The sequence below is a fragment of the Streptomyces xylophagus genome, from assembly GCF_000716435.1.
In the GTDB taxonomy this organism is placed as follows: domain Bacteria; phylum Actinomycetota; class Actinomycetes; order Streptomycetales; family Streptomycetaceae; genus Streptomyces; species Streptomyces xylophagus.
This window is the reverse complement of sequence record NZ_JNWO01000017.1, coordinates 88,664-115,181: the sequence shown is the minus strand read 5'-3', so window position 1 is coordinate 115,181 and position 26,518 is coordinate 88,664. Positions and strand designations below refer to the sequence as shown.

The window sequence follows — 26,518 nt, the reverse complement described above, 5'->3', positions numbered from 1 at the left end:
AGGCAGACTCGCCCGCACCGCTCGGTCGTGCGCACAACCTCACCACGGTCGCCACCCACCGGATCATCAGGATCTGCAAGCGCCAGGGCATCCCGGTCCCCGCCGACCGTGCCTATTGGGAGAGCTGGCCCATGGGTGACGAGGCCCTCAGATGCCCGCCGGGCCGTGAACTCACACCCACCCAACAGACCGTCAACCGTGCGCCGTCCGCAGTGGGCACCGGTCGAACGCGGCATCGCACGACTCAAGCCCTGGCGTATCTTCCTCAGATCTCGGAGAAGCCCGAATCGCCCGTTTCAGTTGGCCGGTGCGAGCAGACCCTTCTGTATCGGCTAGTTCAATCGGGTGCGCTCTCCAAGAAAATCATCAATGGCCGCCTGGTCAATTTCCAGTTTAAGAGTCAAGTGCACCGAGACGGATCCCGTCTCGCTCTCGGCATACTGCCGATTCAGATCGTCAGTCTCCTTAATGTATTCTTCAATAAAAGCTCGAACTTGGCGAGCAGGGAGATCAGCCAGCGATGCCGCGCTTTTGATGAGTTTACCTGCCTTACGGTGAGATTCAATTCCTCGGATAGCCATTGCCCATCCGAGCAAGTCCTCCAAAACTCCGACGAGACGGCTAGCCATACGCATGATGAGGTCAGGGTTTTCTTGACCAGTTGTAGGCTCAAAAGCCTGATCTTGCAGTTCTTGACTCAAGCATTCATCGATCTCCGAAATGATCTTCTGCAACTCCCCAATGGAATCATCTAGATATCTGCAAAGTTGAGCCACACTCATACGGCGAGAATTTTCACCTCGCCCCTCCTCATACTGGCGCCATTTACCATCAAGAGATCGCAGCCCCAGATAAAGCGATGATGCATAGAGAAGATACTCCCAGCTATGAGGCCTCTCGACCATCAGCTTGGAGCGCTCAGCTTGAGATCTCGGAACTTTGGGCACCTCCACTGTTCTACCTGGAGTGAAGGTCGCGAAGCTAAGCGGAACCTCTCCTGACACGCCCGATCCACTCGCCGAATCACGCAATTCATAAGTTGCACTCTTCGACGAGAGATCGAAAGCATAGTTTCGACCAATCGCAATCGATTCTGCAAGGGCAGTATTGCATTGCTGAGGGACAGGATTTCCGCTTTCCCGCAGCGAGGCATGGAGGGCCCTGTACAGAGTACCTAAAGTCAACATCTCTTCGCCGCCAGGCACCCCATCGCGTAGAACTCTCAGAAGCTCGCCCGTAAAAACGGTATGCAGGGCGCCGGGATAAACCTTGGCAACCGAATTAGCCGGTGATGCTGTGAGCGTATACGTACCTGACACTTGGACCTGATTTAGAAAGAGTGAACTAGTCGACCCTGCTGACAGTGTCCCGGGAATCGCACGCCCCGAATAGCAACAATCAAGGATCAAGACCCGGCTTCGGGCCGAACTCCCCAGACATGCATCACGTACATGGGAGAAGTCAACTGCAGTGAACGGGAGGTGAGATCCTGTCGCAGTTCCCTGCATCCCCAAAAAAAGTTCATGCCGCGCACTGCTCAATAACCCATGGCCTGAGTAGTAAATTAGCAGAAGATCTTCAGCGGCGTCCGCGGCTCGAGCAATCCCTTCCCCTACCACGGCCTGACTTTTCGGATTCTCGATTACCGTGCAGTTCTCCGTCGGCACGATCCCGCCCTCTTCCGACGTAAGAAACTGCTTCAGAGAGCTAAGGTTCCTCTCAATTGCCGGAACATCTTCCAAATCCGTCGATTCATACTTAGATGTACCGATCAGCACAACCCTCGACTTACGGGGCTCCGGTAGCGCGCGCTTCATGTTCCTTCTCTTTGATCCGCCTCAAAGGCGTTCCTCAGCAGCTCCTGCGCTTCCAAAGTCGTGACACGCTTGGCATCAATCTCGATGGATTTCCCGTCGGATGTCGTCACTTTCACGACCACATCCGATTTTCGGGGCTGCTGAAGCCATGCGCTTATAGATGAAATAAGCACAGTGGCAGCGCCGCCGCTGCCGACGACCACGGAAAGAAGGTCGATTCCTGTACCCAGGTCACCCTTGCCGATGGTGCTGCAGACGCTCACACGCCCTCTTAGCTCGTCCTCCATCACGAGCCAAGATTTCATAGACTCCAGGAGGGGCACACTTTCACCGCCTACGAACCGAATCTCGGCCTTCACATTCCCCCTCTGCAATGTGCACTGTCTGACGCTTCCTCCGAGGATTACTCTGCGCCCCCGGCGCGTGTGCGTCACCGACTCATTCTACGGACGGGACGAGTCTTCGCGATGAGAATCGGAATTTTTCCTGCGCGGAAGTTTGTCGGCCGCTGTTCGCCCATGTGTGCTTCGATCAACCGATCGAGGTCCCAATGTCGCCGGAACTCTCATCGCTCATTGCAAGGCGCAGGTTGGCCTTCTACACAGCCACGACAGCTGTATCCGAGTGTGAGCGATGGGCCCTGAGGCTGTCTCTGTAACACGGCGTCACCCACGCCGAGCGCTGGCGAATGCAATCGGGAGTGGGCGAGCTGCGCAAACTCCATCATTAGCCGCTTGGTCCACTGCCGACTGACCTGGCTCCACAGAGCACCACACCGTGCAAGGGCCGGGTAGACGGTCTTCGTCCTGCCTCACGGTGGCGCCATGAGCGATCACTCCGAAGCGCCCATCACGCCCGTCGAGGCCTATGAACCCCCTTACTACGTTGCTGTCTTCACCACACGGTGCGGCCCCAGGAGCAGAGCGGCTACCGCGAGACCAACGCACGTATGGAAGACCTGGTGAAGGACATCCCCGGGTTCCTGGGGATGGACCACGCTCAGACTCCGGGTGGGCTGGGTATAACCGTCGGGTACTTCGGGTACTTCCGCGACGCCGACGCCCTCACGGAGTGGCGGAGCAACGCCGAGCATCGTGCGGCGCACAAGCGCGGGCGGGACCAGTGGTACCAGAGCTACACGCTACATGTGGCGAAGGTGGAGCGGAGCCACGGGTTCCTGCGAGCACAGGTCCCGCAGAGGCAGGACATGGCCGGGAGCCGGACCAACGACTAACAGCACTACCTACCGGGCATCTCAAGCAACCTCCCGGAGCCCCAAGTCGTCTTGCCGGGCGTGGAGATGACGAGTCTGGACACCGTGGTGAGATGGGTCGAAGCGCGCAGCGCACTGCCTTCGAGTGGGACGCCTGTCGCAGCGGCGATCACCGGTCGGTATTCGGCCGAGGACGGCGGCCAGTCCGACACCGCGCTGGGTGAGGAATTCTGGCTAGTCAGACCCATGTACTTCACGACTCTGCACTTCAGCGACGACGGGACCGAGCACCGGGATTGCTTCGTCGACTCCGACGGGATCGTCCGGCTGCCCTACGGCCTCGCCAGTGCCGAGACCGTGACCCACTGGGCCGAACTGCCCATGCTGCCGGGCGGGTTGACGATGCGCGCGGTTCTCGGGGCGGACGTGCCTGCGGCTCTCCAGAACGCGTGGAGCGCTCACCCCGGTACCTGACTCACCGACTCACAGCCCGCTCGCATCCCGCGCCCGCCACAGATCCCGCAGCAGCGCGATCTCCGCCATGTGGTGGATGAATTCCAGGTTGGCCCCCGCCACCACGGCCACGTACGGGTCGTCGGGGTCCGAGCCGTACGGGTACTGGGAGAAGCCGATCACGTCCAACTGGTCCTCCGTGACCGTGGCTACCGCTGCGCGCCAGCGGTCGATCACCGGCCAGAACTGGTCGAGGGTCAGGGCCGCCGAGGGACTGAAGTCGATCATCTGCTTCGGGTCCTGGCGCCGCTCACCGAACGTCCACTCCCACGCCCCCGCGAACTGGAAGTGCAGGTGGCCGAGACGCCACGCGATGGTCGTGATCGGGGTCTTGTCCGGGTCCGGCTCGCCCGTGTGGGCCAGGATCTCCTCGACCCGTTCGACGCTCACGCTCCAGTCCTCGGCGATCTTGGTGACGGTCATCCCGTCGGCGGCCTGGCGGGCTACCTCGGCGTACTCGCTCGCCGGGATGTCCGCCGCGCCCAGGTCGAGCACCCACTCCCCCGGTCCGAACGCCCTCGGTGTCGCCGCCTCGTTCCGGCGTCGGAGCGACCAGCAGTCGGGGGCCGGCTCCCACAGGTACTCCTCGTCGCCGAGTCCCGTCAGTCGTACCTGGGCCATCTCCCGGGCCTTGTCGAACTGCTCCAGCAGCAAGCCCAGTCGGCCGGTCCGCCGTACGCCGCTCTCGGTCTTCATGTCCGGTCCCCCTCGCCACGGTGCGGTCAGGCGGACGGTAACGGCTCACCTCGCTCGGCGCGACCGAATTCCTCGGCGGACCGGGACCGGCCGCGTACGCGTCAGAGCACCCCGCCCGCCTCGTCCTGGAACGCCTCCGTCCAGTAGTGCCGGCCGGCCATTCGGGCATCCGTCCCCGTGGGGTCCACCGTCGACAGGGTCTGAAGCATCGTCGTGGCCAACTGGTCGTACGCCTCTGCCGTCAGCTCGCCCGACAGGTCCGCGTCTATCGCCTTCTCGCGGTGGAGCAGCCAGAGGGTGAAGGCGAGGGTCGAGACGTCCGTGTTGAGGGGAGCCAGTGTCGTTTCCGGCTCGCTCCAGGTCAGGATCTCGCCCGTTGCGCCGTCCACCACCAGGCTGTTGTCCTCCAGGAGGTAGCCGAGGCGAATCAAGTGGTCGGCCCGGGGCGGGAGTTCCTCGGCCGGCTCGTCCTCGTAGAACTCGGAGAGGGTGGGGAGCGGGACGTCCGTGTCCAGCTGGAAGAGGAACGCGTCCTCGGGCAGGCCCGTCTCGCGCAGGAAGCGGCGGGTCGGCTCGTGGGTGAGGGTCGCGGGGAAGTCGACCTCCTCGAAGCGGGCGACCGTGCCCTGACCGAACTCCTGGTCCAGGAGGCGGGCCGGGATGTCGAGGGTCAAGCCCGATGTCGTGCCGGGGCCGGCGACCAGGGCCAGCGGGCGGATCAGTGCCGCCGCCTTCCAGAACGGGGGCACCTCGCCGGGCGTCTCCGACTCGAACACCGCGAGCAGCTGGCGTGATGCCTCCGCCGCCGTCTTCGTGCCGTGGCGGCCCTTGTAGGACGCGAACTGGCCGCGCAGGGCCGTCAGTTCGTCCGTCGTCGCCGTGAAGCGCGTCAGCGTTTCGATCGACGGGGCCAGCGGGCCGGTCTCCATCAGGTCCGGGCGGTCGTGGAAGAAGTACGTCGTCGCGATCTCGCCCGTCTCGCCGTCCAACAGGATCGACTCCGCCTCGCCGCCGTCGGGGCCCCACAGCGCGCCTATCACCAGCTGGTCCCGGAGCTCCGCCGCCAGGGGGTCGGGGTCGCCCAGCGAGTCCGCCACCGTCCGCAGGCCCTCCCTGCGCAGCTCCCCGAACGTCAACAGGGCGCTGTCGCCCGGCAGTCCGGGGCCCGTCAGCCAGCGGCGCGTCGACGCGTGCGTGATGTACGGATCGAGGTCGTCCTCGGTCAAGGTGATCGCGGTCATGGTCGCCGTGGAACCGGCGTCGGTCCTGCTCATCGTTCCCCCGTGCATGGTTCCCCCGTGCGTGAATCATCCCCGTGCGGCACTGGTGTTCCGCTGTCATCCCCACTGCCCAGAACACTACGCGGCACCACTGACAATGGCTCTGACCAGCGAAAACGCGGTGAACCCGCAGCGAAAACGCCTCGCAGGGCGCGGACGGACGCGAAACGTCCTCACCCCATCAGACGCTCAGACCACCCGTGAACGTTCCCGTCCCTCGGCAACCGCTCTGCCTGCGCCGCCTACTGCCCGTAGGGCCCGTTGTTCGTCACCACCGCCGCCTGCGGGCGGATCGGGAGGCGGTTCACGGGGCGGCCCGTCGCGGCGCGTACCGCGGCGGCGATCGCCGCCGGGGAGGTGACCACCGGTACCGCGCTGACCGCCTTCGCCCCGAAGGGGGCGACCACGTCACGTTCCTCGACGAGTTTCACGATGCGGATGTCGGGGGTGTCCAGGGCGGTGGGCAGGGCGTAGCCGGTGAGGTCGGGGTGGCGGATCAACCCGCGCGCGGTGCGCAGGTTTTCCGTCAACGCGATGCCTACGCCCTGGGTGACGCCGCCCTCGATGCGGGCGACCAGTTGGGTCGGGTTCAGGATGCGGCCGACGTCCTGGGCGAGGGCCAACTCGACGACCCGTACGGAGCCGAGTTCGATGTCTACGTCGACCACCGCGCGGATCGCACAGAACGCGAGGCCTACGAAGGCGTCGCCCTGGCCCGCCTCGTCCAGGGGCTCGGTCGGGTGCGGGCGGCACTGGGCGGTGGCCCACAGTTCCTTGCCGTCCAGGGCCTCCGTGACGGTCGTAGACAGGACTCCGTCGTACGACGTGATCTTGCCGTCGGTGATCTGGAGCAGCTCGGTCGACATCCCGAACTTGTGCGCCAGGGGCTGGAGGAGTTGGGTGCGGACCATCTTGGCGGCTCGTTCGACCGCGCCGCCCGAGACCCAGGTGTGGCGGCCTCGGCAGCCGGGGCCGGCAGGAGGTTGATCGGTGTCTACGGGGGCTACGTGCACCTCGTCGATACCCAGGGTCTCCTGGACGATCTGGCGGGCGAGGGTGGTGAAGCCCTGGCCGGTCTCCACGGCCGCGCACAGGACTGTCGCGATGCCGTCGTGGACCTTCACGGTGGCCGTGGAGACCTCGTCGGCGCCCTCGGCGCCGAGCATGTGGACCATGCCGAGGCCGTAGCCGACGCCCCGGCGCACCGCGCCCGGTTCGCCCGCGCCCTCGGGGCCGCCGGGCAGCAGCCACTCGTCCTCGGGGGTGTCCTTGGGGAGCTGCGGCAGCGGGAAGTCCCGTACGGCCTGGAGGAGTTCGGCGACGGGTGCCGGGCAGGTCACCGTCTGGCCGGTCGGGAGGACGTCACCGGTGGCCATGGCGTTGCGCAGGCGCAGTTCGGCCGGGTCCATGGCGAGCTTCTTGGCGAGCTTGTCCATCTGCGCCTCGTAGGCGGCGCAGACCTGCATGGCGCCCTCGCCGCGCACGTGGCCGGAGGGCGGGTTGTTGGTGCGGACGGCCCAGCCCTCGATGAAGGCGTTCGGGACGACGTACGGGCCGCAGGCGAAGGAGACGGCGGCGGCCAGGGCCTCCGAGGAGGTGTCGGCGTAGGCGCCCGCGTCGAGGAGTACCTGGGCCTCGACCTTGACCAGGCGGCCGTCCTCGTCGGCGTGGTGGCGGTAGCGCAGGAGCGTGGGGTGGCGGTGGGTGTGGCCGAGGAAGGACTCCTCGCGCGTGGCAGTGAGTTTGACCGGGCAGCCGGTCTTCAACGCCAGGAGTCCGAGCGGGAGTTGGAAGCCCTGGTCCTCGCGGTCGGCGGTGGCCCCGGGGACGCCGGTGACGACGACCTTCACGCGGTCGGGCTCCAGGCCGTAACAGGCGGCGGCCGTGTCGCGGTCGGTGTGCGGGTCCGTGGAGGCGATGTACAGCTCGACGCCGCCGTCGGGGCGGGGCACGGCGAGGCCGGCCTCGGCGCCGATGGGGGCGGGGTCCTGGCGGCCGATGCGGTACAGGCCCTCCACGACGATCTCGCCGGACGCGTCCGGGTCGCCGTGGCGCAGCGGGATGTGCCGGATCAGGTTGCCGTCGGGGTGCAGCGGCTCGGCCTCGAAGGCCTGCTCGGGGTCGGTCACCGGGTCGAGTACTTCGTACTCGACCATGATGGCGGCGGCGGCCATCCGCGCGGTGTCGGGGTGGTCGGCGGCGACGGCGGCGATGGGCTCCCCGTGGTGGCGTACGACCTCGGAGGCGAACACCGGGCGGTCGGCGGTGCCCCGGCCGTACCGGTCTCTGCCGGGCACGTCCTCGTGGGTGATGACGGCCCGTACGCCCGGCATGTCGCGCGCGTGGGACGTGTCGACGGACACGATGCGCGCGTGCGGGTGCGGCGAGCGCAGGACGGCCGCCCACAGCAGGCCCTCGGCCCACAGGTCGGCGGCGTACGGGAAGGTGCCCTCGGTCTTGGCGCGGGCGTCGGCGGCCGGGAGCGAGGCGCCCAGGCCGTGGCCCGGATGCTCCGGGGCGGGCGCGGCCTCCGTGGTCGCGGTGGCGGCTTCGTTGCTCACGCCTGACCTCCGTCCTGGCCGTACACCTGGTCCTGCGTGCGCGGCGACTCGAACGCCGACTGGTGGACACCACCGGCTCCGGGTCCCGCCTGGTGGGGAATACGCGCCTCGTCGCCGTCCGACTCAGGTTCGGCGGCCGCGGCGTGCGCCTCGCGTTCGGCGACGACTTCCTGTACGGCGTCCAGGACACCCCGGTAGCCGGAGCAGCGGCACAGGTTGCCGCACAGGGCCTGGCGCGCCTCCAGTTCGGTGGGCGCGGGGTTGCCCTCCAGGAGGTCGTGCACGGTCATCGCCATGCCGGGCACGCAGAAACCGCACTGTACGGCACCGCACTTGGCGAGCGCCCGCTGCACGTCCGAGGGCTGCCCCTCGACGGCGAGACCCTCGACCGTACGGACCTCGGAGCCGGCGGCGGTCACGGCGGGTACCAGACAGGAGGCGACGAGCCGTCCGTCGACCTGGACGTTGCAGGCTCCGCACTCGCCCTGCGAGCAGCCGTCCTTGGCGCCCGCGAGGCCGAGGCGTTCGCGCAGCACGTAGAGCAGCGACTCGCCGATCCAGGCGTCGGTGACGGGCCGGTCGGCGCCGTTGACGCGCAACACGTAGGAGGCGAGCGGGTGTTCCTCGCCGGGGATCTTCGGGGCCGGTTCGGCGGCCTCGTCCAGCGCGTCGGGCCCGGCGGCCGTCACGGGGGCCTCAGCGGCCTCCGGGGCGGCTTGGGCACCCTCGGCCGCGTCGGCCGTCGCGGACGGCTCAGCGAGGCCCTCAGCGGCTTCCTCGGCGCCTTCGACATCGTCGCCCGCCCCGCTGCTGCCTTGAGCCGACTGCGCGTCGGTCGCGGCGAGTTCGGCGGAGGCGTCGTCGTGGTGGTCGGCGCGCGCGTCGCCGTAGGGGTCGCCGGCGGCGTCGGTCCGGGTGTGCGCGTACGGGTCGCCCTGGGGTTCCGCGTACGGCTGCCGGGGCGCCTCGGCGGGCGTACGGGCGGTCGCCTGCGGGGACACCTCGCCGGTCGCGTGCGTCCCCGGATGCGCCATTCCGCGCCCGTCGGTGTGCTCACCGGGCCGGGTGTCCGGCCGCTCCGCCACGTCCGCGCCGGACGCCTGCTGTGCCCAGTTCTGGCCCGCGCCGTCCGTCGCCCAGGGCGCGGGCGCGCCGCCGGGCAGGGTGGCGGGCGGGGTACCGCCCCACTGCTCGACCAGGGCCGACGTGGTGAACTCGCCCGATTCGTCCGGCAGATCACCACCGGCGACGGGGATCGACCACTCCCCGGTCACGTCGCGCCCGGAAGCGGCACCCCCGTCCGGGGCGTTGGTGTCCTGGAAGGTCCACTGGCCGGTGGCCCCGGGGCGGTACGAGAACTGGTCGCCCCCGGCCGTCCCCTGCTGCGGTACGGCGTTCGGGTCGGGCCACTGGACGCCCTCTGCGGGCACAGCCCAGGAGCCGGTGCCCGAGGGGTCCGCGTCCTGGGCGGGGTTGGCCGTGATGGGCGGCGGCACATAGCCGTGGCCCGGGGCGGCCAGGAGGGCGTCGATGCCCCCTTCGGGGAGTTTCACGAAGGCCGTGGCACCGTCGTCGTAGTCGCCCTGGGGCAGCGGGTCCCAGCGTCCGCCGCCCTGAGGGGTGCTCTCTCCGTGCTGGTCGTCGGTCACGACAGCGCCCTCCCGAGTGCTCGTCGGGCCAGTGCGGCGACGGTGCGCCGCAGGTGCAGTACGGCGGGCGGAAGCTGTTCCACGGACCCGTCCTCGGCCGGGGCCGGGTCGGGGATGCAGGCCGCCGCGACGTACTCCCCGAAGGCGCTCAGCGCCTCGGGGACGATCGTGCGGCTGTTGTCCCAGTCGATCAGCCGGGCCACCCACTGCTCGGCGTCCAGCGGTCTCAGCGGCATCGGCGCTATGGCGCCGACGGCGCACCTGACCCCGCGCCGGGCGGGGTCGAGGACGACCGCGACGGACGCCATCGAGCGCCCGGGGCCGGTCCGGCCGGTGGCCTTCAGGAAGACCTGTGGGGCGTGCAGCAGCGGCACGCGCACGAAGCCGATGAGTTCGCCGCCGCGCAGCATCTCCACGCCGGCCAGGAGGTGCGACACCGGGATCTCCCGGCGGGCTCCGCCCGGGCCCGCGATGATCAGCGTCGCCTCCAGGGCGGCCAGTACGGGCAGCGCGTCACCGGTGGGGGCGGCCGAGGCGATGTTGCCGCCCAGGGTGCCCGCGTTGCGGATCTGCGGCGGGCCCGCGGCACGTGCGGAGGCCGCGAGCGCCGGGATGAGGGCGGCGAAGTCCGGGCGGCCCATGCGGGCGTGCGTGAGGCCCGCGCCGAGCAGCGCGTGCCCGTCCTGGTACTGCCAGCCGCGGATCTCGCTGATCCGGCCGAGACCGACCAGCGCGCTGGGCCTGAGCTGCCCCGAGTTGACGGCCGCCATGAGGTCGGTGCCGCCGGCCACGGGAACGGCCGTGGGCAGGGCCGTGAGCGCCGCCACGGCCTCGTCCAGCGTCGTGGGCAGCGTGACGGACTGCCCCGCCTGCGGTGCGTGCGTGGTCAAACCGGCTGCCCCTTCCCGCTGCCCCACCTGGTCCCACCTGTTGCTGCCGTACGGTACGTGCTGACAGGGCGGACGTGGCAACTCTGGCACATCTTCGCAAGACCCGAACGCGGGGGTCCGCTAGGAGGCATTCGCCCGCCTCATCAGGGAGATGGTCCGTTTTCGTACGGCATCACCGGCATGCGCGAATTGCCACTCATCGGTGACTCCTGGGGCTTTTCTCTCCTCCTCGTTCTACGCGTTCGGGGGCGGGCCGTCCTTGGGTCGTCCGAGCACTCCGGGGCGCCGCTGCCACGGCAGGGGACCGGTGGGCGGGCGGTAGGCGACGCCCAGGGCGTCGAGGCGCGGATAGTGGGCGGCCATCCGGCGCTCGAAGTCGGCGAAGTCCCGTTCCGCGGGCGCCGGAAGCGCGCTCCAGGCGACCTCGGCGAACGCCGCGAGCCGGGGGAACGTCTGGTAGTCCACGCGTGCGTGGTCCTCCATCACCTCGGTCCACACGTTGGCCTGCGTGCCCAGCACATGACGGGCCTCGACCTCGCTGAGCTGCTCGGGAACGGGCTCGAAGCGGTAGACGTCCTCCAGGGTGCGCACATGGGCGATCGGCACCGGCTCGTCCTCACCGGGGGCCTGACGCCAGTCCAAGTACACATGTTGCTCAGGGCACATGACGACGTCGTGGCCCGCGCGGGCGGCCGTGATCCCGCCCTCGTAACCGCGCCAGGACGACACGACCGCCCCCTCCGCGAGACCGCCCTCCAGGATCTCGTCCCAGCCGACGAGCCTTCTCCCGCGCGCGGAGAGCCACTTGTCGAAGTGTCCGATGAACCACGACTGCAACTCGTCCTCGTCCGCGAGCCCGAGTTCCGCGATCCGCGCCTGCGCGGTCGCCGACTGCTTCCACTGGTCCTTGAGGCATTCGTCACCGCCGACGTGAATGAACTCCGAGGGGAACAGCTCCAGGAGTTCCTCGAACACCCCCTCGTAGAAGCGCAGGGTGTTGTCAGTGGGGGCCAGTACGTTTGGGTTGATCCCCCAGGTGTCCCAGACGGGAAGGGAGTTGGTGTCGATGACGTCGGTGTTGCCCAGTTCCGGATACGCGGCGATGGCGGCCTGCGAGTGTCCCGGTACGTCGATTTCGGGGACCACGGTGATATGCCGCTCGGCGGCGTAGGCGACGATCTCCCGGATGTCGTCCTGGGTGTAGTAGCCGCCGTGGGGCCTGTCGTCCCACAGGGATGAGGCACGGTGGCCGAATTTCGTGCGGGCCCGCCAGGAGCCGATCTCGGTCAGCTTCGGGTACCGCTTGATCTGTACGCGCCAGCCCTGGTCGTCCGTCAAGTGGAAGTGGAAGACGTTGAGTTTGTGCGCCGCCATCAGATCCAGGTAGCGCAGGACGCCTTCCTTGGGCATGAAGTGCCGGGCCACGTCGAGCATGAGGCCGCGCCACGGGAAGCGGGGGGAGTCCTGGATCGTGAGGTGCGGCACGGCCCAGGTGCGGTCGCGGTGGAGCGGAGCCCTGCGATACGCGTCGGGGCCGAGGAGTTGACGCAGCGTCTGGGCGCCCCAGAAGACACCGGCCGGGCCGCCGCCCTCGATGAAGACCCCGTTCGAGTCGCTGACGAGGCGATACTCCTCGGGGCCGAGCGCGTCGTCGAGTTGAAGCCCGATGCCGCCGTCGCGGGCGTCGTCGAGCTCCCGCCCCTCGGGCAGCGGAAGACCGGTGGCCTGCTGGAGGACGGTGCGCAGCCAGTTGCCGACGCCTTCCGTCGCGTCGCCGGCGTAGAGCTTGGAGCGCTTCGTCAGCCGCACCTCGCCGGAACCGATGGCAACACCGCCGGGCTGAGGAATCAGTTCGGTCACGTCAGTCCTTAACCGCTCCGCCCAGCCCCGAGACCAGACGTCGCTGTACGAGTACGAAGAACACCAGCACCGGAATCGTCATCACCGTGGAGGCCGCCATGACCCCGCCCCAGTCAGGATCGTCGGGCTTGTAGAAGACCAACAGGGCCATCGGCAGGGTCGACTGGGAAGTGTCGCTGATGATGAAGGACTTGGCGAAGAGGAAGTCGTTCCAGGCCGAGATGAAGGAAAACACGCTCGTGGCCACCAACCCCGGGAAGACGAGCGGGAAAAGGATCTGCCACAGGAATCGCGTCCGGCTCGCCCCGTCGATGTACGCGGCCTCCTCCAGCGCGTCCGGTACGGCTTTCACGAACCCCCGCAGCATCCAGATCGCGAACGGCAGCGAGAACGCGATCTGAGGCAGGATCAGCGACCCCAGGGTGTTCAGCAGCCCGAGCCCCCGCATGGTGAAGAACAGCGGGATCGTCAGCGCTTCCACGGGCACCATCTGGGCCACCAGGAACATGATCAGGAGGGTGGTCCGGAAGCGGAACCGGAATCGGGTCACGGCGGTCGCGGCGAGAAAGGCGATCAGCGCCGAGACGATGACCACCGAGCCCGCCACGACAAGGCTGTTGACGAAGTAACGGCCGAATTCCTGCTGCCCGAACACGCGCCGGAACGAGTCCAGAGAGGGCGCGAGCGTCCACGGCCGCGGCTCGCTCGACTCGATCTCACCGGCCGGTTTGAAGGCGCTGAGCACCATCCAATAGAGGGGGAAGGCGACGACGACCGCGATCAGCAGCGCCGAGGCTTCTGCCGCGAGCCGCCAGGGCCGTCGTACAAGACCGCGAAGCAGACTCACAGCTCCTCCCCCTGCCTGCGCAGCAGGCGCAGATAGACCAGCGTGACGGCGAGCAGCATCAGCAGCATGACGACACCGATCGCCGAGCCGAGGCTGTACTTCGAGGACGCGAACGCCTGTTGGTAGGCGTACACGTTCAGCACGAGGTTCTGGCCCGCAATGCCGCCGCCGTTGGTCATGACGTAGATCTGGGTGAATACCTTGAAGTCCCAGATGACGGACTGGATGGTGACGACGGTCAGGATCGGCCGCAACATCGGCGTCAGCACGGACCGCCAGATCCGCCACTGCGAGGCACCGTCCAGGGCGGCGGCCTCCAGCACCTCGGAGGGCACGGCGCGAATCCCGGCGTAGACCGTGACCATCACGAACGGGAAGGAGCACCACACCACTTCGAGCAGGACAAGGAAGAACGCGCTGAGGCGTCCGTACGTCCACGAGTGGTCACCGAGCCCCAGGATCCGGTTCACCGGCCCGAAGTCCGGGTCGAAGAGCAACAGCCAGACCGTCGACCCGGTCACCGCCGGCGTCGCCCACGCCCCCAACGCGGCCAGCATCAGCACGAGTCGAGGCACGGCACGCACGCGCGTGAGCAGCACGGCGAGCGCACAGCCGACGGCGAGCGTCGACACCACACAGGCCGCCGCGAACAGCACAGTGGCCAGCAGTACTTGCCAGAACTGACTGTCGGAGAACAACTCCGAGTAGTTCCCGAACCCCTTGAAGGTAGTCGGTTCACCGCCACTCACCTGGGCCTGCGTGTACTGGAAGAACGAGATCAACCCGAGCTGATAGATGGGGTAGACGAGCAACCCACCAAGGACGACGAGAGCCGGGGCAAGATACAACCAAGGCGTACCCGAACTCCCCCAGGGGCGCGGGGAACTGCGCGACAAGCCACGACGGCCCCGCACCCGCGAACGATCCGCACCAACCGAGCTAGTAGGCGCCACCGCTCAACCCGCGGAGCTAAACGCGTCGTTCATCTTCCGAGCCGCATCCTTCGAAGCCGCCCCCACACTCTTCTTCCCGCTGATGACCTCCTGCAGCATCGTCGGCAGCACCAGCGACGAGTCGATCTCCGACCAACCCGGCGACGCGGGAACGAACTTCGTCCCGGCGGCCAGCGTCTCCACGAACGGCTTCTCGAACGGCACCTTCGCCGCAGCCGCGTCCCGCACATCCGTGAACGTCGGCAGGAACCCCATCGCGTCGAACATCGAAGCCTGCGTCGCCTTCGAGGTGAGCTGCTCCATCAGGTCCACCGCGAGCGTGCGGTGCGAAGTGCTCTTCAGGACACCGATGTTGTTGCCCCCGGCGAACGCGGGAGCGACAGACCCGGACGCGACACCCGGCAACGGCACGACCGCGTACTTGCCCTTGACCTTGCCCGCCTCGACCGCGCTGTGGCTGAAGTCGCCGCCGATCGCCATCCCCGCCTTGCCGGCCGCGAACGCGGTGATCGTGTCGTTGCCGCCCATGACCGCGCACTTGGCGGCGGGACAGTTGCCGCTCGTGAACAGCGAGGTGTACGCCTTGATGCCCTTCTGCGCGACGGCACTGTCGATCGCGGAGGTGTACGAGCCCCCCGAACCGCCCTTGGCGGTGGCGAGTTCGCCACCGTTGGCCCACACGAAGGGCATCGCGCCGTACGTGTACGCGCCGCCGACGACGAGGCCGTAGAGATCCGACTTCGCCTTGTGGATCTTCCGGGCGGTGGCCGCCAACTCGGCCATGGACTTGGGGGGTTGCAGGCCGAGGTCCTTGAACACGTCGGTGCGGTAGTACAGGGCGCGGACACCGACGTAGAACGGGGAGCCGTACAGCTTGCCGTCCACCGTGACGGACTGCTTCGCGGTGGGGTCGGTGTCCTTGGCCTCGCTCCAGGCGCCGAACTCCTTGGTGACGTCGAGGAGTCCGCCGTCGTGGACGTAACCGGCCGTGTCGGTGTTGCCGTACTCCATGACGTCGGGCGCGGACTTCGGGTCGTTGAAGGCGGCCTTGACGCGCTGGGCGCGTGTGTCGATCGGGATGTACTCGACGTCGACCTTGGTGTCCTTGTGCGCCTTCTCGAAGGCGGCCACCACGGAGTCGACGACCTTCGCCTTCGGGTCGTTGCCGACCTCCTGGAAGAGCCACACGCGCAGGGTGCCGCTCTGGTCGTCCTTGTCGGACGACGAGTTGTCGGAGGTCTGGGGCGCGCAGCCGGCGACGACGGCAGCGGTCGCCAGGAGTACGGCGAATCGGGGGGCGAGCTTCATGGAGCGTTCCTCCGGGAATCCGGGCGTGAATCCGGGCGGGCGTTGCAACATATGCAATGGGCGTTTCGCTCTGCACAACACCACGGAGATTAAGGAGTAGATGAACGCGCCCACAAGAGGTCTCAACCACTTCGTGACATGCAAAAGGCCCTCGGGGCGCGCCGAAGCGTGCCCCGAGGGCCTTACGAAGTCTTGCTAAGTCAGACCGGCCGAACGGCTACTTGTCGCCGCCCTTGCCCTTGTCGCCGTCCCCGCCGGCGCCCATGGACTCGTAGATCTCCTTGCACATGGGACACACCGGGTACTTCTTCGGGTCGCGGCCCGGCACCCAGACCTTTCCGCACAACGCCACCACGGGAGTGCCGTCGAGGGCGCTCGCCATGATCTTGTCCTTCTGGACGTAATGGGCGAAGCGCTCATGGTCCCCGTCACCGTGCGACACCTGGGGCGTCGGCTCTACGAGGGTCCCCGTACCAGTCCCGCGCTCGGGCTCAAGAGTGCTCATAGTGCCAAGGGTACTGAAGCTCACCGGCATCAGTTCCGCGAAGGGTCGTTCAGTTCGGGGATCAGTCCGGGATCGGTTCAGGGATCAGTTCAGGGAAGCGTCGTCCGGATACGTCGCCACCATCGCCAGCTCGCTGCGCTGGCGGCGCAGCACCTCGCGCCAGAGCCGCTCCGGGGACGGCGAGGAGACGTCACCGGGCTCCGACTCGACGACGTACCAGGCGCCCTCGACCAGTTCGTCCTCCAGTTGCCCGGGCCCCCAGCCGGCGTAACCGGCGAAGATTCTCAGCGAGCCGAGCGCCGCGGCCAGCAGCTCCGGCGGCGCCTCCAGGTCGACGAGTCCGATCGCGCCGTGCACGCGCCGCCAGCCGAGCGGGGCACGCTCGCCGGCCGCGCCGCCCGGGATGACGGCGACGCCGAGGGCCGAGTCCAGCTGGACCGGGCCGCCCTGGAAGACAACTCCCGGTTCACCGGCGAGATCCGCCCAGCCCTCCAGGATGTCGCCGACGTCCACCGGGGTCGGTCGGTTGAGGACGACACCGAGGGAGCCCTCCTCGTCGTGGTCGAGAAGGAGCACCACCGCGCGGTCGAAGTTCGGGTCCGCCAGGGCGGGTGTTGCCACGAGCAACCGCCCTGTGAGCGAGGACACCTCGGTCATGCCAGACATGATCCCGCATCTTCCCCGTGAAGGGGGAGGCAATGCGGGTACCTGAGTGAACGCAGCTCAGGGCGCACCGAAGCGTCCGACGCGCACACCCTCGCCCGGTGACCCCATGTGCCCGATTGAGAACGGTTCGTGTTGTGACACAGCTATGACGTGGCTGGGTGGTCCTTGGGCTTACTGGAGGGGGGTGGGCGGCGATTACTCTGTCTCTTCGGCCCCTGACCAACTCCACGGAACGCGAGATTCATGACCGTCAACGGCTCAGACGACGTACTGCTTGTCCACGGCGGAACCCCGCTGGAGGGCGAGATCCGTGTCCGCGGTGCGAAGAACCTCGTACCCAAGGCCATGGTCGCCGCCCTGCTGGGCAGTGAGCCAAGTCGACTGCGCAACGTACCGGACATCCGAGACGTTCGGGTCGTACGCGGACTGCTGCAACTGCACGGGGTGACGGTCCGTCCGGGTGAGGAGCCGGGCGAGCTGGTGCTCGATCCGTCGCACGTCGAGAGCGCCAACGTCGCTGACATCGATGCCCACGCGGGCTCGTCGCGCATCCCGATCCTGTTCTGCGGTCCGCTCCTGCACCGGCTCGGGCACGCGTTCATCCCGGGGCTCGGCGGCTGTGACATCGGCGGCCGGCCGATCGACTTCCACTTCGAGGTGCTGCGGCAGTTCGGCGCGAAGATCGAGAAGCGGGCGGACGGCCAGTACCTGGAGGCGCCGCAGCGGCTGCGCGGTACGAAGATCCAGCTGCCGTACCCGTCCGTCGGCGCGACCGAGCAGGTGCTGCTGACCGCGGTGTTGGCGGAGGGTGTCACCGAACTCGCCAACGCGGCCGTGGAACCGGAGATCGAGGACCTCATCTGCGTACTGCAGAAGATGGGCGCGATCATCGCCATGGACACCGACCGCACGATCCGCATCACCGGTGTGGACTCGCTCGGCGGCTACACCCACGCGGCCCTCCCGGACCGCCTGGAGGCCGCGTCCTGGGCGTCGGCGGCGCTGGCGACCGAGGGCAACATCTACGTCCGCGGCGCGCAGCAGCGCTCGATGATGACGTTCCTCAACACCTACCGGAAGGTGGGCGGTGCCTTCGCGATCGACGACGAGGGCATCCGCTTCTGGCACCCCGGCGGCCAGTTGAAGTCCATCGCGCTCGAGACGGACGTGCACCCCGGCTTCCAGACGGACTGGCAGCAGCCGCTCGTCGTCGCCCTCACGCAGGCGACCGGCCTCTCCATCGTCCACGAGACGGTCTACGAGTCCCGGCTCGGCTTCACCTCCGCGCTCAACCAGATGGGCGCGCACATCCAGCTCTACCGCGAGTGCCTCGGCGGCTCCCACTGCCGCTTCGGCCAGCGCAACTTCCTCCACTCGGCGGTCGTCTCGGGCCCGACCCGCCTCCAGGGCGCCGACCTGGTCATCCCCGACCTCCGCGGCGGCTTCTCGTACCTCATCGCGGCGCTGGCGGCCCAGGGCACGTCCCGCGTCCACGGCATCGACCTCATCAACCGCGGCTACGAGAACTTCATGGAGAAGCTCGTGGAGCTGGGCGCGAAGGTGGAGTTGCCGGGCAAGGCGCTCGGATAAGCAGTCGTACGTACGACGATGGGGCGGCCACCCTGACCGGGTGGCCGCCCCATTCGCGTTACTTGAGCCTCGTACGCAATCCCGTCGCGTACGCGAAGGACTACTTACCCTTGGCGGCTTCCTTGAGCTTGCTGCCCGCGGACACCTTGACGCTGTAACCGGCGGGGATGTTGATCGGGTCGCCGGTCTGCGGGTTGCGCGCGGTGCGAGCGGCACGGTGGGTGCGCTCGAAGGTCAGGAAGCCGGGGATGGTGACCTTCTCGTCGCCCTTGGAGACGATCTCGCCGACGGTCTCGGCGAACGCGGCCAGAACGGCGTCGGCGTCCTTGCGGGTCACCTCGGCACGGTCGGCCAGCGCGGCCACCAGCTCACTGCGGTTCATGTTGTTACTCCCGTGTTCTTCTTGCCGTTTGAGGCGTGCCACGCGGCGGAGCCGCATATCGGGCACGGTGATGCCGATGCTGCCAGGGTCCTCGGTGAGTCCCCGGACCCGGGTCCGTCGTCCAGACCCTCGCGCCCGAAGACGCATCCTGCCCCTACCTGCGGCGGGAAAGCCAATCCGGCACCCGTAGGAGTCGCGAGAACACCCCTGGGAGTCACACGAAAAGCGCCACCGTCTCAGTGTGGTGACGTTCCGTCCGCTCCCGGCAGCGTCGGGCCGGGCCTGGAAGGCCCGAAACCTGGCCGCCACGATAAACGGCCACCGAAGGCCCCGGGTTCCGCGACGCGCCGGTGTGTCGGCGGCCGTGGCGATCCTCACAGCCGCAACACACCCGCCGTCCGAGGGGCCAGGACGGGTCTACGACGCGGAGGTGCCCGTCGAGGCCGCCGCCGCTCCCGCCGCCTTCGCCGCGTCACGCACCGCGCCCGCGACCGCTCCGGCGACCTTGTCGTTGAAGACGCTCGGGATGATGTAGTTCGCGTTCAGCTCGTCCTCGGACACCACGTTCGCGAGTGCGCTCGCCGCGGCGAGCATCATCTCGGTGTTGACGGTGCGGGACTGCGCGTCCAGCAGACCGCGGAAGACACCCGGGAAGACCAGCACGTTGTTGATCTGGTTCGGGAAGTCCGAGCGGCCGGTGGCCACAACAGCCGCCGTCTGACGGGCGATTGTGGGGTCGACCTCGGGGTCGGGGTTCGCGAGCGCGAACACGATCGCACCCTCGGCCATCGCGGCCACGTCGTCGCCGTCGAGGACGTTCGGGGCGGAGACACCGACGAAGACGTCGGCGCCGCGCACGGCCTCCTTCAGCGTGCCCGTGAGGCCCTCGACGTTGGTGTTGTCGGCGATCCAGCGCAGCGGCGAGTCGGGCTTAGCGTCGACCAGGTCCTCGCGGTCGGCGTGTACGACCCCGTGGATGTCGGCGACAACCGCGTTCTTGACGCCGGCGGCGAGCAGCAGCTTGAGGATGGCCGTACCGGCCGCGCCCGCGCCGGACATGACGACCCGGATGTCACCGATGCCCTTGCCTGCGACCCGCAGCGCGTTCGTCAGCGCGGCGAGCACCACGATCGCGGTGCCGTGCTGGTCGTCGTGGAAGACGGGGATGTCGAGGGCCTCACGCAGCCGGGCCTCGATCTCGAAGCAGCGCGGCGCGGAGATGTCCTCCAGGTTGATGCCGGCGAAGCCCGGGGCGATCGCCTTGACGATCGCGACGATCTCGTCGGTGTCCTGGGTGTCCAGGCACAGCGGCCAGGCGTCGATCCCGGCGAACCGCTTGAACAGGGCCGCCTTGCCCTCCATGACCGGCAGCGCGGCCATCGGGCCGATGTTGCCGAGGCCGAGCACGGCCGAGCCGTCGGTGACGACCGCGACGGAGTTGCGCTTGATGGTGAGGCGGCGCGCGTCCTCGGGGTTCTCCGCGATCGCCATGCACACGCGGGCGACACCCGGGGTGTAGATCATGGAGAGGTCGTCACGGTTGCGGATCGGGTGCTTGGACTGCATCTCGATCTTGCCGCCGAGGTGCATGAGGAACGTACGGTCGGAGACCTTGCCGAGGGTGACGCCCTCGATGCCGCGCAGCTGCTGGACGATCTCGTCGGCGTGGGCCGTGGAGGACGCCGCGATGGTGACGTCGATCCGGAGCTTCTCGTGGCCGGAGGCGGTCACGTCGAGGCCGGTCACCGAGCCTCCGTGGGACTCCACGGCCGTGGTGATCTGGGAGACCGCGGTTCCGCTCGCGGGCACCTCCAGACGGACCGTGATCGAGTAGGAGACGCTGGGCGCCGTAGCCATGGCCGACTTCCTCTGCTTTCACCGTTGAGCTGAGTACGCGCTCCGATGGTCGCACCTACTGCCCGGTAGGCGTTAGCCGCCCCCGATTGCGAACGTTTTGTTCGCGGCCATTCACAGCGGTTCACCACAAGAAGAGGCCCGCGTCACTTTTCCGTGACGCGGGCCTCTCCTGTCGTTCAAGTGACACCGACCCGCCATGCTCGCCTCGCGGCAAGTGGTCGCTCTAAGCGACGAAGGTTGGGCCCGGGGGCTTGGATCGGGCCGGTGTCACACCCAGGCTAACAAACAGATCCCGTAAGGCCATTCCCATCCCGAGAGTTCATATAAAGCACCCCGCGATCAGTCCCTGAGAAGATCCGGCACCCCGTTCGCGTCCGGCTCGTCCCGCTCGGCGGAGACGACCGTCAGCTGCTGGGTCGCGCGGGTGAGAGCGACGTAGAGGACCCGCAGTCCGGCGGGCGACTCGTCGGCGATCTCCGCGGGCGATACGACGACGGTCGCGTCGTACTCGAGCCCCTTGGCCTCCAGGCTGCCGAGGGCTACGACCCGGTCGCCGAGGCCTGTGAGCCAACGGCGGGCCTCCTCGCGGCGGTTCATGGCGACGACCACGCCGACGGTGCCGTCGACCCGGTCGAGCAGCCGTGCGGCCTCCGCGCGGACCGACTCGGAGAGGGAGTTCCGTACGACGGCGAAGTGCGGCTTCACGCCGGTCGAGCGGACCGCGGACGGGGACTCCGAGCCGGGCATGGCCAACGCCAGGACCTTCGCCGCCAGTTCCGCGATCTCGGCCGGGTTGCGGTAGTTGACCGTGAGGGTGAAGCGGCGGCGGGGGCGGGAGCCGAGGGCCTCGTCGCGGGCCTCGGCGGCCTCGTCGGGGTCGGACCAGGAGGACTGGGCCGGGTCGCCGACGACCGTCCAGGTGGCGTGCCTACCGCGGCGGCCGACCATGCGCCACTGCATCGGGGTGAGGTCCTGGGCCTCGTCGACGATGACGTGGGCGTACTCGGTGCGCTCCTGGGCGAGCCGCTCGGCCCGTTCGCGCTGCGACTCCTCGCGTACGGGCATCAGCTCCTCGAGGCCGGTGAGCTGGTCCAGCGGGTCCAGGTCGCGCCGCTTGCGGGGGCGGGCCGGGGTGCCGAGGATCGCCTGGAGTTCGTCGAGGATCGCCACGTCGTGTACGGAGAGTCCGTCCCGCTTCAGGGCGCGGGCGACCCTGCGGACCTCGCCGGGGTTGAGGATGCGGCGGGCCCAGCGGCCGAGCTTCCGTTCGTCGGACATCGACTGCAGGACGGCGCGCGGGGTGAGTTCGGGCCACCAGGCGTCGAGGAACGCGATGAAGTCGTCCTCGCTCGCGATGTCCTCGTCGAAGGACGAGCGCAGTTCGGCGGCGAGTTCGGGGTCGGTGTGCCGGCCGGCCGAACCAGAGCGCTCCCACAAGGCGTCCAGGAGGAGCTTGCGGGCGCGCGGGCGCAGCATGTTGACGGGTGCCGTACCGCTGAGGGCGCTCTGCCGGACGCGCTCCAGGTCGGCGGCCTCCAATTCGAGGCGACGACCGAACGCGACCACCCTGAGCCGGCTCGGCGAATCGTTCAGCTCCAAGGCCCCGCGCGCGGCCTTCCGCAGCACCCGGAGCATGCGGTACGACCCCTTGGCGCGGGCCACGGCCGGGGAGTCGTACAGGGTGGCCTCGGCGCCGTCGACGAGCGAGCCGATGGCCCGGATGGCGACCTGGCCCTCCTCGCCGAGGGACGGCAGGACGCCCTCGGTGTACGCCACCAGCAGCGGGGTCGGCGAGACGATGAGGATGCCGCCCGCGTACCGGCGCCGGTCCTGGTAGAGCAGATAGGCGGCGCGGTGCAGCGCGACGGCCGTCTTGCCGGTCCCCGGGCCGCCCTCGACGTACGTCACGGAGGCGGCGGGGGCGCGGATCACCAGGTCCTGCTCGGCCTGGATCGACGCCACGATGTCGCGCATGGTGTGGCTGCGGGCCTGGCCGAGCGCGGCCATCAGGGCGCCGTCGCCGATGACGGCCAGCTGGTCGCCGTCGAGGCGGGCTGTCAGCTCGGGACGCATGAGGTCGTCCTCGACCCCCAGCACCCTGCGCCCCTTGGAGCGGATGACCCGGCGCCGTACGACCCGCCCGGGGTCGACCGGCGTCGACCGGTAGAAAGGCGCCGCTGCGGGCGCTCTCCAGTCGATGACCAGCGGCGCGTACTCGGAGTCCAGGACCCCGATACGGCCGATGTGGAGGGTCTCGGCGATGTCGGCGGTCTGGTCGTCCCGCACGGCGCCTTCGGCGGGCTCCACGGCGGTGTAGGCGCCGTCGGGTCCCTTCTTGCCGTCCTTGCCGAGCAGCAGATCGATCCTGCCGAAGAGAAAGTCCTCGAACTCGTTGTTGAGCCGGTTGAGGTGGATACCGGCGCGGAACACCTGCGCGTCCCGTTCGGCGAGCGCGCCGGGTGTGCCGACCTGGCCGCGCTTGGCCGCGTCGTTCATGAGGAACTCGGCCTCGTGGATCTTCTCCTCAAGGCGTCGGTACACCCGGTCCAGGTGTGCCTGTTCGACGCTGATCTCCCGGTCCCGTAGCGAATCCTGGGCGGATTTGTCGGACACCGTGTCGAGCGCGGTCTCCTGTTGAGCCTGTGCGGCCACCGGGCCCCCTTCTGACGTGCTGGGCAGCCGTCAACCGTACGCGAAAGAAAGCCTCTGTAGCGAGGGGCCCGCCCGGTGGATCTTGACAAAGACGCGGGGCCCGGTTCGCGCACCTGCGCGTTCCGGGCCCCACCGAGCGAGTCGACCAGTTGTTACGCGTCCACTTCCACGAGCTTCTTGCCGTCGAAGGTCATGACCTCGAAGTGGTCGATCTGGTTGGGCGTGAGGGCCGCTCCGCCCTGGGCGTAGAGCGGTGCCTTGGCCTCGGCCTTCGTGGCGTTCGCGATGCCGTAACCCCAGGCCGGGACCGCCCAGGAGCTCATCGTCTCGCGCTCGCCGTTCTTGCCGACCGCGATCAGGGAGCACTTCAGGGGGCCCTTGACGTTGCTGAGCTCCACGACCCCGAGGGTGCCCCAGTCCTTCTTGGACATCGCCACGGTCGCGGTGACCTTGGTGGTCTTGTCCGTGTTCGTGACCTTGTCGGACAGAGTTTCGAAGGTGTCCTTGGCGGTGCCCACCGCCACCGAACCCTTCTGACCCGTGCCGTCGCCGCCGTTGGCCGCGATGACGGCCAGCGGTCCCGCGATGATCAGTGCGGCAGCCGCGGCGATCATGTAGAAGCTGCGCCGCCGCTTCAGGGCCCGACGGTCACCGACGTCGTCCACCAGCCGCTCCACCAGCCGTGGGCTGGGCTTCGCGGACAGGGACTCGCCGATCGCGGGAGTGCCGGAGCCCGGCAGATCCGCGAGCGCCGCCAGCATCGGTTCCATCCCGGCCAGCTCGTCGAGCTGCTGGGCGCACCATTCACAGGTGGCGAGATGGGCCTCGAAAGCGGTTGCTTCGGCGTCATCGAGAATCCCGAGGGCGTAGGCGCCGACGGTCTCGTGTTCGTTCGAGCCCTGAGATCCCTGCATGGAACCAGGACTACCCGTTCCGTATCCCCCGTAAATGCTCATGCCGTCACCCCCCGCTCCTCCAGAGCAAGTTTCATCGATCGAAGGGCATAGAACACCCTTGAGCGCACCGTGCCGCTGGGGATACCGAGCGTCTCGGCCGCCTCATTGACGGTACGCCCCTTGAAGTACGTCTCGACGAGCACCTCCCGGTGGGCCGGGGTCAGGTCGTCCAGCGCGTCCGACAGTGTCATCAGCCACAACGCCTTGTCGATCTCGTCCTCCGCGGGGATGACCTCCAGCGGCGACGGGTCCACCTCCTGCGGCCGGGCCTGCCGGCTGCGGTGACCGTCGATGACGATGCGCCGTGCCACCGTCACAAGCCAGGGTCGTACCGATCCGGTCGCTCGATTGAGCTGGCCGGCGTTCTTCCAGGCCCGGATGAGCGTCTCCTGCACCACGTCCTCGGCACGCTGCCGGTCCCCGGCGACGAGCCGCAACACATAGGCGAGCAAGGGTCCGGCGTGCTCCCGGTACAGGGCACGCATCAGCTCCTCATCAGGTTCCGAGGACTGGGACATGCGATGTCGGGCCCTCGGTGCGTGTTCATTGGCCACGACGGAATCCTTGCGCACGCCCACCTCCGGTGTCCGGGGGTTCCCCCAGTCGGTCGCTCGCCAAGAGGTACGTGGGCGGGTGGGCGGGTGTTCAACGTGAGGCGACACTTTTCTTCGGATTGACGTGACGAGCGGGACATGAGGGCACATTCCCACCGTACGATCTTTACATTTCCACCACATCAGCAAGATCACGCGGGCTGCCCGTGCGGTCGAGGAGTGAAACGCACTGTTGTCGAAATCACTTCGACAATTGACGTCTCGTCACCTCACAGAAGCCGCATAAGGGATTCTCAGGCTCGGGCGAGGGCCGCGCGCCGACGATGCCGGGCCACTCTTTCGCGGTTCCCGCACACCTCGCTGGAGCACCAGCGGCGTCTGCGCCCCCGTGACGTGTCCAGGTAGACGATCGGACAGTTGTCCCCCTCGCACTCCCGCAGCGAGGCCCGCGCGACCGGATCGGTGAGCAGCTCCACGGCGTCCCGCGCGATCACCGCGAGCAGCCCGTCGCACCCCGGCGGCCCGTCCAACTGCCGCACCAGCGCGCCGTCTTCACCGCGTACGGCACGGGGTGCCGGGGGTGCGGCGCGGGCGAGGTCGTTGACGCGGGCGAGGGCGAGGTCGTAGGGCGGGGTGTCGCCGGCCGCGTTGCTCCGGACCAACTGACTGATCTGCCCCCGCAGTTCGCGAAACCCGACAAGCCAGCCGGAATCGACGTGCGCGAGCGGAGTGGCCGCCGGAACGAGCCCCGAGCGGACGATCCACGCGCGCAGGGGCTCCGGCGAGTCGAGCCGTTCCTCGGGATGCGTGGTCGCGAGGAGATCCAGGCAGATCCGCCCGGCGTCGAAGCGCAGCTCGTACGGGGCCATGGTCGAACCCAGTGCCATGTGCCTGTCACCGCCTAGGGATTGCCCCGGTCGGGAAACCGATGTCTCTACAGTGCCTGCCCGCTCGCGCGGCCGGAACCCCTCGGGCGGGGCGCGCGTAGACGGCTGCGTATGCGGTCGCGCGTCTCGGCGATGTCGGCGTCCGTGCCGCGTCCGTTGACTGGAGGGCATGACGGAGAAAGAGAACAGGACTGCCGCGGGTACAGGTGCGGGTACAGGTGTGGGTTGGGTACTGGGTGCGGCCACGGTCTCGATGGGGCTGATCGCCGGGGTCTTCTACATCTTCGCGTGCGCGGTGATGCCGGCGTTGGCGCGCAGCGACGACCGGGTGTTCGTCGAGGTCATGCGGAACATCAACGACGTGATCCAGAACCCGGTGTTCTTCCTCAGCTTCATGGGGGCGTTGCTGCTGACCGCGGTGGCCGCCTGGCAGGTACGCGGGACGCCGTACCGGGGGTGGGTGTGGGCGGGGTTGGCGGCGTACGCGCTGGCCTTCGTGGTGACGGTCGCCTTCAACATCCCGCTGAACAACGACCTCGCGGACACGGCGGATGTGGCGGTGGCGCGGGATCACTTCGAGAGTGCGTGGGTGGGGTGGAACGTGGTGCGGGCGGTGTTGTCGACGGTGGGGGTGGGGTGTTTGGTGCGGGCGGTGGTGTTGTACGGGGCGCACCAACGCCGGTCGGTGGGAATCAGCCCGTCCCGGCTCGCGTCTTGACGCGGGCCGGCCAATCCAGCCCGTCCGGGCTCACCTTTCGGCGCGGGCCGACACGATCCGGCCCGTCCCGGCTCGCCTCTCGGCACAGGCCGACACAATCCAGCCCGTCGGCACCTCTCAACACAGGCCGCGAAAAATCAGCCCGTCCGGCGTTTGAGGACGAG

Annotated in this window: 22 protein-coding genes and 2 pseudogenes; 5 read left to right on the top strand and 19 right to left on the bottom strand. The window is 68.3% G+C overall.

Going from position 1 to position 26,518, the window contains the following annotated elements:
- Positions 1 to 8 precede the first annotated feature (8 nt).
- Positions 9 to 336: pseudogene (locus OO70_RS56240) on the top strand (transposase family protein); the annotation flags it as partial.
- On the opposite strand, the gene OO70_RS53990 reads toward OO70_RS56240, so the two are convergent.
- Together OO70_RS53990 and OO70_RS54790 are read right to left on the bottom strand one after the other, a co-directional pair.
- On the bottom strand, positions 333 to 1,817 hold the full coding sequence (locus OO70_RS53990) for a caspase family protein (RefSeq protein WP_106971807.1): 1,485 nt from the start codon (positions 1,815 to 1,817) through the stop codon (positions 333 to 335). The pseudogene OO70_RS56240 and the gene OO70_RS53990 overlap by 4 nt on opposite strands.
- Positions 1,814 to 2,140 (bottom strand): effector-associated constant component EACC1, encoded by a 327-nt coding sequence (locus tag OO70_RS54790; protein WP_267881243.1) that lies wholly within the window; start codon positions 2,138 to 2,140, stop codon positions 1,814 to 1,816. The genes OO70_RS53990 and OO70_RS54790 overlap by 4 nt, the downstream gene beginning before the upstream one ends.
- A gap of 501 nt (positions 2,141 to 2,641) precedes the next feature.
- Between OO70_RS54790 and OO70_RS33045 the strand changes: the two are divergent.
- Together OO70_RS33045 and OO70_RS33040 are read left to right on the top strand one after the other, a co-directional pair.
- Positions 2,642 to 3,051, top strand: a pseudogene (locus OO70_RS33045) (antibiotic biosynthesis monooxygenase family protein).
- Between the two features lie 66 nt (positions 3,052 to 3,117).
- The gene (locus OO70_RS33040) at positions 3,118 to 3,504 is read left to right on the top strand and encodes an AQJ64_40280 family protein (RefSeq protein WP_043679627.1); all 387 of its coding nucleotides are present in this window, start codon (positions 3,118 to 3,120) and stop codon (positions 3,502 to 3,504) included.
- Between the two features lie 9 nt (positions 3,505 to 3,513).
- Here the strand turns inward: OO70_RS33040 and OO70_RS33035 are convergent, their stop codons facing one another.
- The 11 genes from OO70_RS33035 to OO70_RS32985 all read right to left on the bottom strand — a co-directional run bounded on the left by OO70_RS33035 (position 3,514) and on the right by OO70_RS32985 (position 16,749).
- Entirely contained in the window at positions 3,514 to 4,239 is a 726-nt protein-coding gene (locus OO70_RS33035; RefSeq protein WP_043679393.1) for a DinB family protein, read from the bottom strand.
- A gap of 101 nt (positions 4,240 to 4,340) precedes the next feature.
- The gene (locus tag OO70_RS33030; RefSeq protein WP_043679390.1) at positions 4,341 to 5,513 is read right to left on the bottom strand and encodes an SUKH-4 family immunity protein; all 1,173 of its coding nucleotides are present in this window, start codon (positions 5,511 to 5,513) and stop codon (positions 4,341 to 4,343) included.
- Between the two features lie 248 nt (positions 5,514 to 5,761).
- A complete protein-coding gene (locus OO70_RS33025) occupies positions 5,762 to 8,080 on the bottom strand; it encodes a xanthine dehydrogenase family protein molybdopterin-binding subunit (RefSeq protein ID WP_043679387.1) in 2,319 nt (772 codons plus the stop codon).
- Positions 8,077 to 9,729, bottom strand: a complete 1,653-nt coding sequence (locus tag OO70_RS33020) for a 2Fe-2S iron-sulfur cluster-binding protein (protein WP_043679384.1) — start codon at positions 9,727 to 9,729, stop codon at positions 8,077 to 8,079. Before OO70_RS33020 ends, OO70_RS33025 begins: the two co-directional genes overlap by 4 nt.
- Positions 9,726 to 10,619, bottom strand: coding sequence for an FAD binding domain-containing protein (locus OO70_RS33015; protein ID WP_043679380.1), 894 nt, complete (start codon positions 10,617 to 10,619; stop codon positions 9,726 to 9,728). The genes OO70_RS33020 and OO70_RS33015 overlap by 4 nt, the downstream gene beginning before the upstream one ends.
- Positions 10,620 to 10,853: 234 nt before the next feature.
- On the bottom strand, positions 10,854 to 12,479 hold the full coding sequence (locus tag OO70_RS33010; RefSeq protein ID WP_043679378.1) for a beta-N-acetylhexosaminidase: 1,626 nt from the start codon (positions 12,477 to 12,479) through the stop codon (positions 10,854 to 10,856).
- Position 12,480: 1 nt separating this feature from the next.
- Positions 12,481 to 13,326, bottom strand: a complete 846-nt coding sequence (locus OO70_RS33005; RefSeq protein ID WP_043679376.1) for a carbohydrate ABC transporter permease — start codon at positions 13,324 to 13,326, stop codon at positions 12,481 to 12,483.
- A complete protein-coding gene (locus OO70_RS33000) occupies positions 13,323 to 14,240 on the bottom strand; it encodes a carbohydrate ABC transporter permease (RefSeq protein WP_199827457.1) in 918 nt (305 codons plus the stop codon). Before OO70_RS33000 ends, OO70_RS33005 begins: the two co-directional genes overlap by 4 nt.
- Positions 14,241 to 14,282: 42 nt before the next feature.
- Positions 14,283 to 15,587 carry an extracellular solute-binding protein gene (locus OO70_RS32995; RefSeq protein WP_043679370.1) on the bottom strand — a complete coding sequence of 435 codons (1,305 nt, stop codon included), beginning with the start codon at positions 15,585 to 15,587 and terminating at the stop codon, positions 14,283 to 14,285.
- 217 nt (positions 15,588 to 15,804) lie between these two features.
- On the bottom strand, positions 15,805 to 16,092 hold the full coding sequence (locus OO70_RS32990) for a DUF3039 domain-containing protein (RefSeq protein ID WP_078632165.1): 288 nt from the start codon (positions 16,090 to 16,092) through the stop codon (positions 15,805 to 15,807).
- Positions 16,093 to 16,176: 84 nt separating this feature from the next.
- The gene (locus OO70_RS32985; RefSeq protein ID WP_043679366.1) at positions 16,177 to 16,749 is read right to left on the bottom strand and encodes a YqgE/AlgH family protein; all 573 of its coding nucleotides are present in this window, start codon (positions 16,747 to 16,749) and stop codon (positions 16,177 to 16,179) included.
- Between the two features lie 252 nt (positions 16,750 to 17,001).
- Between OO70_RS32985 and murA the strand changes: the two genes are divergently transcribed.
- On the top strand, positions 17,002 to 18,348 hold the full coding sequence (murA, locus tag OO70_RS32980) for a UDP-N-acetylglucosamine 1-carboxyvinyltransferase (protein WP_043679363.1): 1,347 nt from the start codon (positions 17,002 to 17,004) through the stop codon (positions 18,346 to 18,348).
- A 100-nt stretch (positions 18,349 to 18,448) separates the two neighbouring features.
- Here the strand turns inward: murA and OO70_RS32975 are convergent, their stop codons facing one another.
- The 6 genes from OO70_RS32975 to OO70_RS32950 all read right to left on the bottom strand — a co-directional run bounded on the left by OO70_RS32975 (position 18,449) and on the right by OO70_RS32950 (position 25,636).
- Complete coding sequence (locus tag OO70_RS32975; RefSeq protein WP_019056394.1) at positions 18,449 to 18,730, bottom strand: HU family DNA-binding protein; 282 nt, start codon at positions 18,728 to 18,730, stop codon at positions 18,449 to 18,451.
- A gap of 417 nt (positions 18,731 to 19,147) precedes the next feature.
- Entirely contained in the window at positions 19,148 to 20,587 is a 1,440-nt protein-coding gene (locus tag OO70_RS32970; RefSeq protein WP_043679360.1) for an NAD-dependent malic enzyme, read from the bottom strand.
- 339 nt (positions 20,588 to 20,926) lie between these two features.
- On the bottom strand, positions 20,927 to 23,239 hold the full coding sequence (locus tag OO70_RS32965) for a HelD family protein (protein ID WP_043679357.1): 2,313 nt from the start codon (positions 23,237 to 23,239) through the stop codon (positions 20,927 to 20,929).
- A gap of 152 nt (positions 23,240 to 23,391) precedes the next feature.
- Positions 23,392 to 24,153 (bottom strand): anti-sigma factor family protein, encoded by a 762-nt coding sequence (locus OO70_RS32960; protein WP_043679354.1) that lies wholly within the window; start codon positions 24,151 to 24,153, stop codon positions 23,392 to 23,394.
- A 38-nt stretch (positions 24,154 to 24,191) separates the two neighbouring features.
- The gene (locus OO70_RS32955) at positions 24,192 to 24,713 is read right to left on the bottom strand and encodes a sigma-70 family RNA polymerase sigma factor (protein ID WP_019056398.1); all 522 of its coding nucleotides are present in this window, start codon (positions 24,711 to 24,713) and stop codon (positions 24,192 to 24,194) included.
- Between the two features lie 329 nt (positions 24,714 to 25,042).
- Positions 25,043 to 25,636 (bottom strand): CGNR zinc finger domain-containing protein, encoded by a 594-nt coding sequence (locus OO70_RS32950; protein WP_043679351.1) that lies wholly within the window; start codon positions 25,634 to 25,636, stop codon positions 25,043 to 25,045.
- Between the two features lie 220 nt (positions 25,637 to 25,856).
- On the opposite strand from OO70_RS32950, the gene OO70_RS32945 reads away from it, so the two are divergent.
- A complete protein-coding gene (locus OO70_RS32945) occupies positions 25,857 to 26,354 on the top strand; it encodes an anthrone oxygenase family protein (RefSeq protein WP_407702851.1) in 498 nt (165 codons plus the stop codon).
- Positions 26,355 to 26,518 lie beyond the last annotated feature (164 nt).